Raw genomic sequence first — 16,108 nt, 5'->3', positions numbered from 1 at the left:
TTCAGTGATTTTCCACAATGAACGAGTAGCTAATTAGATGTCTAGTACTTCCATATGAATGATTGAATAGGCATTGCTACAATTGGCGCTGTTCGCTGTATTCTTGGAATATAGCTGGCAGCGCTTTTGCTATTCAGACAGTGAGACGGTTGGAGGACTGCTGATATAGATGCAGATGAACTACAAGAACAACTACAAGAACAACCACTAGAGTAATTGCAGGAGTAACTGCAGCCAACAGGGGATCTCCGATATATTGTTGGAATTATTTCTTTACACGGTATTCCGATGTCCTTCATAATGGTCATGAGATACATACAGCTTACGTATCAGATCGGAATTGTAAAGGCAGGTATTCGATATGAAATGGAAAGAGGGGAAACGGGACATGAAAACATGCAAGTGGTTAGCAATGTGCATGGCGGCAGTGCTTGTGCTGCTAACAGGCTGTCAATCAATTGGCGGACTTGATGTGACGAAGGTCATGAAGAAGCAGCTGGACATCAACTCGTATGAAGCACAGCAGACGATGAGCATTCATTTTGAGCCGGCATCTGGCAAGCTGCAAGATGATGATACTGCAATGATAAAAGCATTCAACGATGCGCAATTGACAATTCAAGTGAAGGCGCAGGATGCCCAGCGTTTTTCGATGAGTGGCAAGCTGAAGGTGGCAAGCGACGAGGTTCCGTTCACGATTGGCTGGAAAGACAATCGCATGGCGCTTAAGCTGGAGGGAGCTAAATCCCCTATTGTAATGAGCAATGATATGAATACTCAACTTTTATCTACGGTTCAACCTGCTTCAAAGCAATTGAAGGCTTTTACTGAATCTACGATAACGCTATTTGGCAAGCATGCACCGAATCCTCAAAATGCATCTGTAAAGCAAGTCACAGAGCAAATAATGGGACAATCGCTGCCATTATCGCAGCTCCATATTGAATTCGGAGGCAATGAACTGGTGCCATGGGTGAAGCAACTGCTTCAATCTGCTCTGAAGGACGAAGAGGGCATGAAGGCTTGGTTTCTGGAAATGGGCAAGTGGTACGTACCGATGCTAACGGCTGCGCTATCGCAAGCAGCTCCTGAGATGGAGGGAGAGGTTCCAGATATGCTGAAGGATGGCGAGGCATTTGGATTATCGGCGTACAAAATGTTCAAGGAACAGCTGCCATCCATCATTTCACAGCTCGATCAAGGTTATGAGGCTTGGGTGAAGAGCAATCCGGACGCGGCCGTTCTGCTCGGGCCAGATACGAAGCTCGTCTTGGATCTGTATGCAGATCAGGAATCGAATATTCGCAAGCTGAATGCATCGCTCGCGATCGCTGTTCCGGCTTCTGCTGGCGCTCCGTTCAAGAAGGTTACCATTAACCAATCAACCGAATACAGCAACCTAAATGGTAATGTGAAGGTGGATGACGTGGATTTCTCCTCTTCCGTATCCCTAACAGATCCAGAGATGACGCCTGGCAAGTGGCTCAGACACTTCGACCCTTCATCTGTAGCGCACAAATGGCTGAAGCAAGTGGGAGTAACGAAGAAGTGGACGACAATCCCAGTCTCAACGACGAACTATGACGACTGGTTCTATGATGATATGGCGCTGCCGTATACGAAGAGTGGAACGATGATGGTTCCGCTGCGCTTTATTACGGAGGAATTCGATGCGAAGCTGAAATGGGAAGGCAAGACGAAGCTGACCATAACTGATGATATTACGGGAGCAGTAGCGGAACTAACGATGAATAGCAAGCAGGCGAAGGTTGGTGGGCAGACGCTTGTCATGCCGCTAGCACCAGAAGTGAAGGATGGGCAATTATATGTTCCGCTCCGCTCACTGTCGCAAATGCTAGGCTTCACGTTTACGATCAATAAACATGACGGGTCGCAGTGGCTCGAACTGAACCGTGAGTAACGGTTACGGTATGCTAATCGTGCTCATCTAATAGCAAGAACAACAATAAGGGAAGCGGGTTGAGGGGAAGGTTCCTCTTCAATCCAGCTTCCCTTATGTATGATGAGGGCGATGCATTGCTTGCAAGGATATGCGTCTAACTAAAGCCGTGCAGGCGCGACATCTCTTGGGTCACCTGCAGCAGCATGCTGATCCAGCGATCGACATGAGGCTCCATTCGATCACTCGGGCCGATTAAGCTAATAGATGCATGTACAGAGCCATCACCATGGAAGATCGGTGCAGCAATGCCGGTTACGCCAATATTGCGCATGTTCGAGCTCATCTCATAGCCCCGTTCACGGATATTTGCAAGACGCTCGCTCATTTGCTCGCGCTCCGTGATGGAGTAGTTCGTGAAGGCAGTCATTGGTTCTTCAAGCAAGGCCTGCTGCAGCGACTCTGGACTATAGGCCAGAATAACGCGCGAGGCACTTGTCGCATAGAGCGGAAACCGCCGATAGGCATCAATGATGAAGCGGATTGGCAATGGGGAGTCGAGCTTGTCGACATAGATCGCATCCTGCTGATCGCGAATACATAAGCATACCGACTCCTTAGTCAAGTCTGCGAGCTGCTGCAAGTAAGGTCTTGCAAAGCTGACCATATCATCATCGTTTTTTACCTTATTTCCCAATTCCAGCAGTGTATACCCTAATGAATACAGCTTCGTCCGTGGATGCTGCTTGATCAGTCCTTCGCTCTCCAAGGTGGTCAGCATTTTATGGACAGCCCCCTTAGACCACTGCAATTCGCGGCTTAAATCCGTGACTCCCCATTCCTTCGATCCGTGAAGAAACAGCTTCAGCAGTGTACAACATTTTTGAACGGATGACAGATAGTGCTCCATATTCTCTCTCCTATGATCGTACTAGCCGATATTTTCAATTGGTGGCATGATGCTGACAAATGGAAATATGGCGTTGTTCAAGTAATTGTGCGAGTGTTGGATACAAATTGTGTTAAAATGTGACAAATTTCATGGTTCTATATTGAACATACCATGCCCCTATGCTAAAATCAAACCAAGATTCACCAATTATAAACACTGTTCACGAATAGTGAACAAATTTGGGGGAGGAATACAATGAAAGCACGTCGCTGGGCATCATTGATATTAACTTTAACCTTGATCGGCTCTTTGTTGGCTGCTTGCGGATCTTCAAATTCCAGCAAAGATGGAAGCGGTTCCAATGGTTCGTCTGTGGAAGGTGAATTGGTTATCGCAGGGAATGGAGCTACGGTGGAGACCTTGATGAAGGACGAAATTTTCAAAAAGTTCAATGAAAAATACCCAGACGTAAAGCTGTCCTATGTATCGGGCGTATCGACAGATATTGTGGCCAAGGTCACGGCGCAGCAGGGATCTCCGCAAATTGATGTAGCCGTCATTGAAGGTGGCGAGCAGGAGGCAGGCCGCGAGAAGGGACTATGGGAAGCACTCGATCCTGCACAGATTCCGAACATGTCCAAAGTTGACGAACAACTGAAGATCAATGAAAACAGCGGCGTAACGGTCAACTATACCCCAATGGGCATCTCATACAATGTCAAGCTGGTGAAGGAGAAGGGACTGCCTGTACCGGAGTCTTGGAATGATCTTGCTCTTCCTGCAATGAAGGGAAATATTACGCTGACTGAAATGTCGAGCAACTTCGGCCGTTCAGCAACTATTATGCTTGCTTATGCCAATGGCGGTTCTGAGAAGGACATGGCTGGAGGCTTCGATAAACTGAAGACAATCGCAGGTTATATGCCGACATTCGCGAAGACTGCGGCTCAGCTGCAGCAGAATTTGCAAAATAACACGGCAGCCTATACAGCTTGGACGATGGCAAGAAGTATCGTACAGAAGGATCAAGGCGTGGACTTGCAGTTCGTCATTCCGAAAGAAGGCGCCAACATCGTGCCGAATGTTGCTTCCTTAATCAAGGGTGCGAAGCATCCTAATGCGGCCAAAGCATTCATCGATTTCCTGCTGACGGACGAAGTACAGACGCTGTACGCGACGAAGTTGTATTACAACACGGCTGTTGATGTAAAGCTGCCTGAGGATACGGCGAAGCTGCTTGATTTTGATAAAAGTAAAATTGTGAAATTTGACTATGGTGTCATTAGTGACAATACGAAGCAATGGCTCGATCAGTTCAATAAGGAAGTAGCACCTCTCGTAGGTAAATAACTTATAGATAATTAGGATGGAGGATATGCTCATGACGATCACGTACGACGTAGAATTGCAGGGCGTTCATAAGCGCTTCGGTGGAACGGTCGTCGTTGACAATTTCAACTTGGGAGTGGAACGGGGAGAGTGCGTTACTTTCCTCGGGCCCTCGGGTTGTGGGAAGACGACGACATTAAATATGATCGCCGGCTTCTTAGAACCGGATGGAGGAGAACTGCGAATTAAAGGCAAACCCATGCATGGTGTCCCAGCGAATAAACGAGACCTCGGCATGGTATTTCAGACGTACTCGTTATTTCCGCATATGACAGTGGGGGAAAATGTTGCATACGGCTTGAAGCTGAGAAAGACATCGAAATCGGAGATGGCGGATCGCGTAAAGAAGGTGCTTGATCTCGTGAAGCTTCCGCATGTCATTGATCGATATCCGAAGCAATTGTCAGGAGGACAGCGGCAGCGGATCGCTATCGCACGGGCACTTGTGACGGAGCCGTCACTGCTGCTGCTGGATGAACCGCTTAGTAATCTCGATGCGAAGCTAAGAGAGGAATTAAGGGAGGAAATGAAGCGTCTGCAGCAGGAAATCGGCGTAACGACGATATTTGTCACACATGATCAAGAAGAAGCAATGTATCTCTCTGATCGAATTGTCGTGCTCGATCACGGAGCTGTAGAGCAGATTGGGACTCCTGAGCAAATCTATCATGAGCCGGCCTCAGCGTTCGTGCATGAGTTTATTGGCAAATCCAATCGCTTCGAAGCTACTGTCGTTGCTGTAAACGATCATTGGGGGGAGCTGCGTACAGCAGGAGGAATAAGGCTAAAGGCTGAACGGAATGGATACTCGTTCAAGGAAGGAGAGCAGGTGCTCGCTTATGTCCGGCCTGAACATATTCGAATGGAAGCGGCACGATCGGAAGCTGGAGGTTCCTCGAATGAATCCAATTGCTCGCATGGAGCTGTTTCGCTGGTGTCCTTCCTTGGTTCGTATGGAGAGATGGTTGTACGAACAGCCGATGGTTTGATCAGTGTGCGAACTCATTCCCAGCGTCGTCATCAGCATGTGTCAGACGAACAGCTGGTGAAGCTTACATGGGATGAGCAAGATGTCATCGTCTTCCCGCGGAAGGAGGGCTAGCATATGGCGAAGCCCGCAGGAAGTAAGTCTTGGGCAGCTCTACTGCTGCTTGTTCCCAGCCTGATCGTGATACTGGGTGTATTTGTACTGCCGATGCTGTACATGTTCGTAATTAGCATTCGTGAAGATGGAGGAACCGGTGCATTTACACTGGAGCAATATGTATTATTTTTTCAAGATCCATACTATGTAGAGGTGCTGTGGCGGACAATCAAGCTTAGTCTGTACACAGTTATCGTGTGCCTGCTACTTGGCTATCCCGTAGCCATGTATATGGCGCAGGCAACGCCCAAAATGCGGGGATTCATTACGTTTCTCATTATTTCTCCTCATCTTATTAGCGTCGTCATCCGGAATTTCGGCTGGGTGGTCATTTTAGGCGACAATGGCTTCATTAATAACACCCTTATCTCGCTAGGAGTAATTGAGAAACCGCTGCGTCTGTTGTACAACGAACTTGGCGTCGTTATCGGTCTTGCAGATTCATTAATTGTCTATATGGTACTTGCGATTGCAACGAGCCTATATGCAGTAGATGCTTCCCTGTATAAGGCCGCAGGGATACTAGGTGCTTCCCGTTCGCGGATGTTCTTCAGTGTGACGCTGCCGCTAAGCATGCCTGGCATATTTGCCGGCACGACGCTTGTGTTCAGCTTGGCGATGAGTGCCTTTGTCACGCCTGCACTTATGGGGGGGACATCTGTGAAGGTAATGCCGGTTATCGCCTACGAGAAGATGATGGCTGCCTATGATTGGTCGCTTGGCGCAGCGCTTGCCTTTTTGCTTCTTGGCTCGACGCTTGGCCTCGTGGCTCTATTTACACGATTGGTTGAGACGAAACGATATAAGGAGGTGTTCTCGTCATGATGAACGAATCGAGACGAATTCGAATTTCGCCGCTTGGCATCATTACGTTTCTCGTCGTTCTAATGGTCATATCGCCGCTCCTTATTATCGTGCCCACTTCATTTACTTCGACGGGGGTACTTCGCTTTCCACCAGAGGGCTTTTCGCTGCAGTGGTATGTGAAAATTTTTGACCGTCCAGAGTTCATTGAGTCTTTTTGGGTAAGTGTGAAGCTGGCATCCATTACAGCCGTAATCGCAACAATCATTGGTACGCTGGCTGCATTCGCACTGCACAAATATAAGCCCAAGGGGAGTGGAGCGATCAACGCGCTGCTCTTGTCCCCATTGACAGTACCTTCCTTGATTATAGGGATATCTGCACTTCTATTTTTTACGAGAATCGGACTTGCCGGTACCTTTACGGGGTTGCTGCTCTCTCATATCTTGATCTCGGTTCCATACGTCGTACGACTTGTGCTGACCGGGCTCAGTTCCTTCGATTATACATTGGAGCGGGCTGCGGCTATTTTAGGTGCAAATCCGATTCGCACGTTTTGGGACATTACCCTGCCGGTTATCCGGCCTGCTATTTTCTCAGGAATGGTGTTTGCGTTTCTGACGTCATTCGATAATGTCACGGTATCCTTATTCTTAATATCTCCATCAACGACAACACTTCCGATGGCTATCTTCAATTATATGCAGGAATCGTTAACACCGCTTGTCGCGTCTATTTCTTCCATCATGATATTGCTAAGTCTCGTATTTATCTTCATCTTAGAACGGGTATACGGATTGGATCGATTGTTCGGCTCCAATTCGCAATCCCATTAAGGCAGGTAAAGTAGATATGAAATTCATAGAGCAATTGGAACGGTGGCTGCCCGAAATGCTTGCCCTGCTGGAGCAGAGTGTGAATATGGATTCCCCATCAACGAATAAAGAGTTAACCGACCGGATGATAGATTGGTATGAGGATTGCTTCAAGAAGGAACTTGGAGCAGTAGTAGAACGAGTTCCGAATGATAGATATGGAGATAGACTCGTCGTTCGCGTAGGCAGCGGTTCGAGGAACATATTGCTCGTGGGCCATGCGGATACCGTATGGCCTGCGGGAGAGACGAAGAGAAGGCCATTCCGCGTAGACAGCAAACGAGCTTACGGGCCTGGTGTATATGATATGAAGGCGAGCTTGATCCAAGCATTATTTGCGATAAAAATTCTACAATTTACAAACAGACTTCCCGAACAGCTATCAATTGTGTTATTAATTAATAGTGATGAAGAAATTGGAAGTCCAACTTCGCGACAATGGATTGAATTCTATGCGAGAGAATGCGAGGCGGCCTTCGTGCTAGAGCCGCCGATGGAGCCTACTGGAGCATTGAAGACAGCTCGCAAGGGTAGTGGTCGATTCTATCTATCTGTTGAGGGTCAAGCAGCACATGCGGGTGTCAATCCCGAATCGGGCGTATCTGCGGTCGAAGAGTTAGCACATCAAATTATTCAACTTCACCGCATGTCGGACCCAGAACGCGGCATACATGTGAACGTTGGTAAAATAAGCGGTGGGATTGGAGCCAATGTGGTAGCCGATTATGCCGAAGCAGACATTGATGTGCGCGTCCGGACGATGGAAGATTTCAATCGATTTGTAGAGAGGATTCATGGACTTGCTTCAATTCATCCCGATGTTCGTCTCCGATTGACTGGAGACATGAATCGTCCCCCTATGGAGCGGACAGATTCGATTGCGAAGCTGTATCAGATAGCTAGAGAAGCAGCGAAAGAACAATTGAACTTGGAGTTGGAGGAGACAAGCACGGGCGGTGTAAGCGACGGGAATTTCATAGCGGCATGTGGAGCACCAACGCTCGATGGATTAGGTGTGCGCGGAGATGGCGCACATTCACCGTCGGAATTTATTTGGCTGCATGAGTTGCCGCGTCGAACTGCATTGTTGGCTAGTATACTGGAACGTCTGTAACGTTAAGGAAGCAGTTGATTCAGGGGAGAGTGCAAGCCATGGCCAAGTCACTAGGTTCAAGCACGAATATTATTATTCGAATGGAAATTGACAAACATGTATGTACATTTGCTCAGATTGCAGCAGCAATCGGCGAGAGCGGCGGGGATATTGTTGCGATAGACGTCATTCGCGGCACACCGGCATTTACAGTACGAGACGTTACGGTCAATGTGTATGATGGCAGTGTTGGTGATCGCATCGTACAGCGGTTGAAGCAGCTGAAGGGTGTTACGATCGTGAACGTCTCGGATCAGACATTCCTGATGCACCTCGGCGGTAAGATTGAAATGACCCCGAAAGTACCGATTCGTAACCGTGACGATCTGTCACGCGTGTATACGCCAGGTGTTGCCCGTGTATGTATGGCCATCCACGAAGATCCTAACCGCGCCTATACGCTGACGATTAAGCGGGATACGGTTGCCGTCATCTCGGATGGAACGGCAGTGCTGGGGCTTGGCAATATTGGAGCACTAGCAGCAATGCCAGTTATGGAAGGGAAGGCAATGCTGTTCAAGCAGTTTGCCAATGTAGATGCTTTCCCGATCTGTCTGGATACGCAGGACACGGAAGAAATCATACGAACGATTGAAGCGATTGCGCCGGCATTTGGCGGCATTAACTTGGAAGACATATCGGCACCGCGCTGCTTTGAAATTGAGCAGAGATTAAGCGAGAAATTGGATATTCCTATTTTCCACGATGATCAGCATGGTACATCTGTAGTCATGCTGGCGGGAATTCTCAATGCGTTGCGCATCGTTGGCAAGTCGATCGAGGATTGCAAGATTGTGCTGTGCGGCGTAGGTGCAGCCGGAATGGCATGCACGGAGATGCTGCTCACAGCAGGAGTTGTGAATATCATTGGTGTCGATCGTCAGGGTGCGCTAGTACGCGATACCGTGTATGAAAATGAAGCATGGAATCGGTACGCATCGAAGACAAATCCGAACTTAGAGAGCGGTTCTCTGAGTGATGTTATCCGAGGTGCGGATGTATTTATCGGCGTATCCGGGCCAGGTGTATTGAAGAGAGAGGATGTCATGACAATGGCTTCCGACCCAATCGTATTTGCTATGGCCAATCCGACTCCAGAAATCGATCCGGACGAAATCGAAGATATTGCTCGCATTATTGCAACAGGTCGTTCGGATTACCCGAACCAAATCAATAATGTTCTCTGTTTCCCAGGGCTGTTCCGCGGCGTGCTGGATTGCCGTGCGTCCAAGGTGACAGAACGTATGAAGCTGGCAGCGGCACATGCAATTGCTGAAGTTGTACCTGCCGATGAGCTGAATGAACTCTATATCATTCCGAGCGTCTTTAATGCACAAGTTGTGCCGAAGGTTCGTGATGCGGTCGTAGATGCGGCCTATGCGGATGGCGTGGCACGCAGACGTGATTACAGAGACGTGAACAAAGGGGTATAATCTACACGTTATGTACACGTTATTGACCGACGAATCACTACAAGAAGCTTATCAGGAAGCTGTTCGTATGCAATTGGAGGCTACATTTGTCGATATGCTTCTTGCTGAAATTGAATATCGTAGGAAGCGGATAAGTCTCGAGGCTTCCTGATGCACCTTGTTCTGCTTACGTTTCATGCTTAGAAATACATTTGAAAACAATCATACATGACAGCCACTCTTTCAAACTACGATGTCTGAAGGGGTGGCTGTTTTATATGTAGGACAGCGATTATTTAAAAAGTAGAGAAAAACACAAAAAAATGAAATAAAATACTAGAAAATGCCATATTTATCAAACGTTATTATTGACGAGTTGGAATATGTAGGTACAATATGCCTATAACGCGTTACTTGGATCATGCTTTTAAGCTTTTGTGGTTTTATGCTTTTATGTGGTAAATCATTTTTTGTTGAAATTGACCACTGCTAACAACATTAGTGTTGTGGTGAACCAAGAAAAATGATAGTTTACAAGAATTTATGATGTGAAAGGGAGAATGGTCATGGTGAAATCTCGTCGTCATCTTGTTATGGCTGCAATGATGTCGCTTCTGATGCTGTTTGCAGCTGCATGTGGGAATGGTGGATCTGCCAATAATGCCACTAGTGAAGGGAGCGGAGGAGCTAAGGGCTCTGCTGAAGGCAAGAAAGTCAAAATTGGCATTACCCAGGTTGTCAATCATGCATCCCTCGATGAGGCCTATAAAGGCTTCGTTCAAGCATTAAAGGATAATGGTTATGTCGAAGGAGAGAACTTAGTACTGGATTATCAGAATGCTCAGGGTGATCAGACAAATGCAGCTACGATCGCGCAGAAATTCGCGACGGGCGGAGTGGATCTCATTTTAGGGATTGGCACATCGGTTTCTCAAGCTGCAGCGAAGGAGACGAAGGATATACCTGTGCTGTTTACGGCGGTTACGGATCCTGTAGGAGCAGGTCTTGTACAGAGCATGGAGAGCCCGGGCGGCAATGTGACAGGAACGACAGATCTGCACCCTGAAGCGATCTCCAAACTGATGGAGTTCATTAAGGACAACGTCAAAAATATTGCATCAGTAGGCATCATCGCAAATGAGGGCGAGCAAAACACTGTTGTCAATGTCCAGAAAGCTGAGGAAGCTCTAACAAAGCTCGGGCTATCGGTCGTCAAAGCTCCCGTAACGAATAGCTCAGAAGTGAAGCAAGCTGCGGAATCGCTTATTGGCAAGGTACAGGCCATTTATGTTCCTTCTGATAATACAGTCGTAAGTGCGTTGAACTCAGTTATTGGTGTGGGCAATGACAATAAGATTCCGGTGTTCGTTGCAGAGAAAGACTCAGTAAAGAACGGCGGTGTTGCTTCCTTCGGCTTCGAATATTTCGATCTAGGTTATACGACAGGCAAGATGGCTGTTGAAATCCTTAAGGACGGCAAGAAACCGGCTGATGTTCCTGCTCGTATTCCTGAATCTCTCGATTTGGCGTTGAACCTGAAGGCAGCAGCTGCTCAAGGATTCGATGTATCGGATGCGATGAAGCAGCAGGTCAAGCCGGAGAACTTGTTCCAATAAAGACGGAAGGCATTGCTTCGCTGCACATGCGGAAGACGAAAGAGAGCAGAATCATGCTTTACCGAACCGTTCTATGAGGCTTTAATCGCGCATCGAGTGTAAGCAGGCAGCCGCACTACCGCACTACATACGGCCTGTACGATAACGGCTTGGCGACCGCAATCATAGTGGTCGTTCGGGTTGATTTCGATACGGGCCGTTCGTTCATTTATACGAATCGAGGAAGGAGCGATGGCTCGTGGATGGATTTGGATTAGCGATGCTGAAATCGGCCGAGTTAGGCGTGTTATATGCTGTAATGGCGTTAGGGGTATACTTAACATTTCGCATACTTGATTTCCCGGATTTAACGGTAGACGGAAGCTTTACGACGGGTGCAGCGATCGCTGCATTATCAATAACTTCGGGCATATCGCCTTGGATTGGTACGCTGCTTGCATTTCTCGGTGGTGGAATTGCAGGCATGATTACGGGTCTTATTCATACGAAGGGGAAGATCAACGCACTTCTATCTGGCATATTGATGATGATTGCTTTGCATTCCATTAATTTGCGGATTATGGGCAAGGCCAATATTGGCCTGATGCAGAATGAAACGCTGCTGACGCCTCTATCGCATGGATTTACGCTGCTTTTGGTAATGGGAGCATTTGCGCTGCTTATTAAATTTGGTCTGGACTGGTTTTTGCGTACGGAAATTGGTTTGTCACTGCGCGCGACGGGGAACAACCCGCGGATGATTCGCAGCTTCGGTGTGCATACCGACAATACGATTATTCTTGGCGTCAGTCTCTCGAATGCACTTGTTGCTCTATCAGGCGCGCTTGTTGCGCAATCCCAAGGGTTCGCGGATATCCAATCCGGGGTAGGCATGATTGTTGTGGGGCTGGCCTCTGTCATTATCGGTGAGGCGATATTTGGCCATCGCACGATCATGCGTGCTACGCTAGCTGTGGTGCTAGGTGCTGTGCTGTATCGGGTCATTATCGCAATTGCTTTGCGAATGCAAATGAATGCAACCGATTTGAAGCTGCTCACAGCAATTATCGTTATTATTGCCTTAACGATACCGATGATTCGCAAGTCATGGAATCAACGTCGTGCAAGCAAGCTTCGTGCTATCCAGATGATTCAAAAGGGTGGTGAATAGAGATGCTGCATGTCAATCAAGTAAGTAAGTTTTTTAATGCGAATACGGCTGATGAGAAGATGGCATTGTCTCATATTCAACTGCATTTACAACCTGGCGACTTCGTTACGGTTATTGGCAGCAATGGTGCAGGCAAATCGACCCTAATGAATATTATTTCCGGAGTGATCGCGCCTGATGTAGGTAGCGTCTCGTTAGATGGTCATGAGGTAACATCCATGTCAGAACATCGCCGGAGTCGCTGGATCGGTCGTGTGTTCCAAGACCCGATGGCTGGAACGGCACCGGATATGACGATTGAGGAAAATATGTCCATTGCCCTGCGCCGTGCAACGAGACGGGGGCTGGGATTCGGTGTTACGCGCGCTCGCCGAACCTTGTTCAAAGAGGAATTGTCCAGACTTAAGCTTGGTTTGGAGAATCGCTTGAACGCTAAGGTGGGATTATTATCTGGCGGTGAGCGCCAAGCCTTAAGCTTATTGATGGCCACGTTCACGCAGCCTAGTATCTTGCTGCTTGATGAGCATACGGCAGCCCTTGATCCTGGCCGTGCAGAGCTTATTACTCGTCTAACTGAAGAGATTGTGCGAGCATCAGCGCTTACTACACTCATGGTGACACACAACATGGAGCAGGCCATTCGGCTAGGCAATCGCCTTATCATGATGGATAAGGGGAAGATCGTGCTTGATATTCCATCGAAGTCGAAGCAGACATTAACGGTAGATTCCTTGCTTCGCGAGTTCGAGCGTGTTCGTGGGGAGAAATTCGTGGATGATCGGGTTGTGCTCGGAGGATAGTCCCAAGCTATGTTTGAAGATACTTGAAGAGATCCTACAGGAATTAGATCGCCTTAAGACGTTATAAATGTGAGGTAAGCGGGAAGTCTATAAGTGGAGGTGAGTGATATGCCGCATAACAAAGCGCAGCGAATTCATCAACAACAGAATCAGGCCAGCATCATGGAGGAGCAGATAACTCCAAAGACCGGCAAGATTGCCCACCGTGCAGCAAGCTTGAACCAGATTCCGAAGCAGCAAGGCTAGATGGATACTCATTCATTATATGATGCCTGATGCCTCGTACTTCCGGATGAAGGAATGAACTTGCGTGCAACGCTGACCTTCTCAACTCATGGATAGCAGATGACAAAGTACAAGACAAAGGAGTGTAAACAAATGGCACATAAACAACAAGGACATTCCCGTCAAAATACGACGACGCGTACTTCAGATGCCAATAATGCAAAAGGCAAACACAAGTAATTGCAACAGCAATTAAGCATGTATACAGCAATCATGTTGGCTTATCCTCGATATTGCAGTTATGAAGTATTGCCTTTCCTGTTGTCTAACGCCTTTCAAGGAGGATGCCAAATCGATGGATCATCTGAATCTGGAGAGCGACTATTCCTGCTCTCAGGCAAGTACCGATTTGCCGCAGCTTAAGGCAGAACTTGAATCGCTTCGTTCAAAGGCGATTGGAGGCATGTCTTATGATCTGGAGCAGGAACTCAATCGAGTAGAGAATCAAATCCACTTTATTAAAAATAAGTGTTCCCTGCGTTAAATGATTGTATCGATCAGAAAGAGCGTTCACCATGTCTGCTTATGCAGACGTAGTGAACGCTCTTCTTATTGAGCATGATCGATTAGGTCGTAGGGACAGCAGAAGCCGAACGCGTTCCAAGCTTCGTACTGGATGAAACTGCTGCGGCATGCTCTATAGGTGCAGCGACTGAACCTTGCTGGAGCTGGTACATCTTATAGTAACGTCCTTGCAGTTCCATAAGCTCATCATGGGAGCCTTGTTCTACAATCTCACCACGATGCAGCACAAGAATCACATCCGCACTGCGAATCGTCGATAAGCGGTGGGCGATGATGAATGTGGTGCGTCCACGCTTCAATACATCAAGTGCCTCTTGAATCAGAGCCTCTGTCTCCGTATCAATGTTCGCAGTTGCCTCATCCAAGATTAAGATGGAAGGCTGGAACGCTAGAGCACGGGCGAAGGAAATCAACTGACGCTGTCCGGCTGAGAGTGTGCTTCCCTTCTCGATAACGGGCTCATCAATACCGTTCGGAAGCTGCTTCAATATTCGATCTGCGCCGACGGCCTTCAAGGCGTCCTCCACCTGTTGGCGCGAAATGCGCGGATCGCCGAGACTGACATTACTGGCGATTGTTCCGGTGAAGAGGAACGGATCTTGCAGCACGATTCCCATATGCTCACGAATCCATTGCTTCGGAACGCTCGTGATAGGCGTACCGTCAATGCGGATTTCCCCTTTTTGCGGGTCGTAGAAACGGAAGAGCAAGTTCATTATTGAGCTCTTTCCGGAACCAGTATGGCCGACGAGAGCAACCGTCTGTCCTGGCTTCGCCTCGAAATTGATGTTCTTCAAGACGTAATCTTCCTTATATGCGAAGGAGACGCTGTCAAACTCAACATGCCCCTTATAGCGCGGCATGGAGCCTTCGTCGAGCTCTTCGCCATATTCATCCATGAGCTCGAAGACGCGCCCAGCCGAGACGATGGATGAATCGAGATTGGCCAGTTGGTTCACCATTCCGATAATGGGATGGAACAAGCGGTTCAACAGATCGGTGAATGCATACAGCACGCCGAGCGTGATGATCCCGGAGCCGTTCAAGGAAGCCCCGGCGAAATACCAGAGGACAACCGCAAATGCGATGTTGCGCAATACATTAACCAAGTTGTGCGAGGTGAATGCATTCAAGTTCAACATCTTATTCTGGTACGTAAAATACTCGTCGTTCATGGCATTGAATTCATCCATTGTGTGACGCTGACGGCGGAATGCACGAATGACAGGCATCCCTTGGATCGATTCGTTGATCATGGCGTTAATGGAGCTCAGTCGCGAACGAATGATCTTGTTGTAGCGAGTTGCGAACTTACGGTACAGAATAACCCACAATACGATAAGTGGCAGCACGAACATGCAGACGAGCGCCAACTTTACATCCAAGATGAACAGTGCGACATAAATACCGGATATCGTAATGATCCCGGATGTGAAATTCGCCAGTACGGAGACGAACAAGTCTTTCACTGCTTCGGTATCATTAGTTACACGTGAGACAACCTTCCCTGCGGGCAGGTTATCGAAGTACGGGATTGGCAGACGCTGCACATGGGCATAGACATCGCCGCGAAGTGTTCGAATAACTCGGTTCGCAGCCGTCTGTAAGCCAAGTGTCTTGCCGAAGCTCATGAAGATACTCACAACAAGCAATCCAAAATAGAGAGCCATCAACTTCACGATGCTTGCAATCTCCGGCTCGTAGAAATGCAATATCTCTTGCATAGACATGACGACAGCAGGGGAGCTATAAGCCTTATCGCCCGTTCCGATCGTCAAGGTTCCATCCTTGAATATCCGATCACCCTTTGCTTGTTCAGGAATGTGTCCATTCACGAATAGGAATTGGGAGCCGACTTGCAGAATGCGTGCTTCGGCGCCTTTCTCCTCGCCAGGCTCAAAGCGATCCTCGCGCTTTAAGGTACGTCCTTCGTATGTGATGGCACCCTCTGCTAGCGTATTAACTTCATAATAGGGCTTCTCAATCCCCAAGATATGCTTATCGATAATCGTCTTGGCGATGAATGGGCCGGACAGCTCTGCCGCCACGGCCAGCGCCAACATGAGTAGTGCAAGTATGAATGTACCTTTATATTTCAACGCATAGCGCCATAATCGTCTGCCTACATGACGAGGCGCTTCTTTTTGTTGTTCTATTTCCACG

15 protein-coding genes are annotated in these 16,108 nt (G+C 48.0%); 13 read left to right on the top strand and 2 right to left on the bottom strand.

Annotated elements, in window-relative coordinates; translation table 11 throughout:
* Positions 1-388 precede the first annotated feature (388 nt).
* Positions 389-1,921, top strand: coding sequence for a copper amine oxidase N-terminal domain-containing protein (locus RQP50_RS13225; protein ID WP_315745715.1), 1,533 nt, complete (start codon positions 389-391; stop codon positions 1,919-1,921).
* Between the two features lie 136 nt (positions 1,922-2,057).
* Here RQP50_RS13225 and RQP50_RS13220 read toward each other — a convergent pair whose 3' ends face one another.
* Positions 2,058-2,810, bottom strand: coding sequence for an IclR family transcriptional regulator (locus tag RQP50_RS13220; protein ID WP_315745714.1), 753 nt, complete (start codon positions 2,808-2,810; stop codon positions 2,058-2,060).
* 237 nt (positions 2,811-3,047) lie between these two features.
* Between RQP50_RS13220 and RQP50_RS13215 the strand changes: the two genes are divergently transcribed.
* From RQP50_RS13215 to RQP50_RS13160, 12 genes are all read left to right on the top strand, one after another.
* Entirely contained in the window at positions 3,048-4,142 is a 1,095-nt protein-coding gene (locus RQP50_RS13215) for an ABC transporter substrate-binding protein (RefSeq protein ID WP_315745713.1), read from the top strand.
* 31 nt (positions 4,143-4,173) lie between these two features.
* On the top strand, positions 4,174-5,283 hold the full coding sequence (locus RQP50_RS13210) for an ABC transporter ATP-binding protein (protein WP_315745712.1): 1,110 nt from the start codon (positions 4,174-4,176) through the stop codon (positions 5,281-5,283).
* Positions 5,284-5,286: 3 nt separating this feature from the next.
* The gene (locus tag RQP50_RS13205) at positions 5,287-6,150 is read left to right on the top strand and encodes an ABC transporter permease (RefSeq protein ID WP_065291972.1); all 864 of its coding nucleotides are present in this window, start codon (positions 5,287-5,289) and stop codon (positions 6,148-6,150) included.
* Positions 6,147-6,965 (top strand): ABC transporter permease, encoded by an 819-nt coding sequence (locus RQP50_RS13200; RefSeq protein ID WP_072730393.1) that lies wholly within the window; start codon positions 6,147-6,149, stop codon positions 6,963-6,965. Before RQP50_RS13205 ends, RQP50_RS13200 begins: the two co-directional genes overlap by 4 nt.
* Before the next feature lie 16 nt (positions 6,966-6,981).
* Positions 6,982-8,118 carry a M20 family metallopeptidase gene (locus RQP50_RS13195; protein WP_315745711.1) on the top strand — a complete coding sequence of 379 codons (1,137 nt, stop codon included), beginning with the start codon at positions 6,982-6,984 and terminating at the stop codon, positions 8,116-8,118.
* A gap of 38 nt (positions 8,119-8,156) precedes the next feature.
* Complete coding sequence (locus RQP50_RS13190) at positions 8,157-9,590, top strand: NAD-dependent malic enzyme (protein WP_021256967.1); 1,434 nt, start codon at positions 8,157-8,159, stop codon at positions 9,588-9,590.
* A 10-nt stretch (positions 9,591-9,600) separates the two neighbouring features.
* Positions 9,601-9,741 (top strand): sporulation histidine kinase inhibitor Sda, encoded by a 141-nt coding sequence (gene sda / locus RQP50_RS13185; protein WP_081677094.1) that lies wholly within the window; start codon positions 9,601-9,603, stop codon positions 9,739-9,741.
* 394 nt (positions 9,742-10,135) lie between these two features.
* The gene (locus RQP50_RS13180) at positions 10,136-11,185 is read left to right on the top strand and encodes an ABC transporter substrate-binding protein (RefSeq protein WP_315745710.1); all 1,050 of its coding nucleotides are present in this window, start codon (positions 10,136-10,138) and stop codon (positions 11,183-11,185) included.
* Positions 11,186-11,423: 238 nt separating this feature from the next.
* Positions 11,424-12,335, top strand: a complete 912-nt coding sequence (locus RQP50_RS13175; RefSeq protein ID WP_315745709.1) for an ABC transporter permease — start codon at positions 11,424-11,426, stop codon at positions 12,333-12,335.
* A 2-nt stretch (positions 12,336-12,337) separates the two neighbouring features.
* Positions 12,338-13,135 carry an ABC transporter ATP-binding protein gene (locus RQP50_RS13170; protein WP_065291970.1) on the top strand — a complete coding sequence of 266 codons (798 nt, stop codon included), beginning with the start codon at positions 12,338-12,340 and terminating at the stop codon, positions 13,133-13,135.
* Positions 13,136-13,243: 108 nt separating this feature from the next.
* Entirely contained in the window at positions 13,244-13,381 is a 138-nt protein-coding gene (locus tag RQP50_RS13165; protein WP_315745708.1) for a hypothetical protein, read from the top strand.
* Positions 13,382-13,715: 334 nt separating this feature from the next.
* The gene (locus RQP50_RS13160) at positions 13,716-13,904 is read left to right on the top strand and encodes a hypothetical protein (RefSeq protein WP_021256963.1); all 189 of its coding nucleotides are present in this window, start codon (positions 13,716-13,718) and stop codon (positions 13,902-13,904) included.
* A gap of 82 nt (positions 13,905-13,986) precedes the next feature.
* Here the strand turns inward: RQP50_RS13160 and RQP50_RS13155 are convergent, their stop codons facing one another.
* Positions 13,987-16,107, bottom strand: coding sequence for an ABC transporter ATP-binding protein (locus tag RQP50_RS13155; RefSeq protein ID WP_315745707.1), 2,121 nt, complete (start codon positions 16,105-16,107; stop codon positions 13,987-13,989).
* Position 16,108 lies beyond the last annotated feature (1 nt).

Source organism: Paenibacillus suaedae, assembly GCF_032337355.1.
Lineage (GTDB): Bacteria > Bacillota > Bacilli > Paenibacillales > Paenibacillaceae > Paenibacillus_B > Paenibacillus_B suaedae.
The sequence above is the reverse complement of the archived record's forward strand: the minus strand, read 5'-3'. Positions and strand labels throughout refer to the sequence as shown.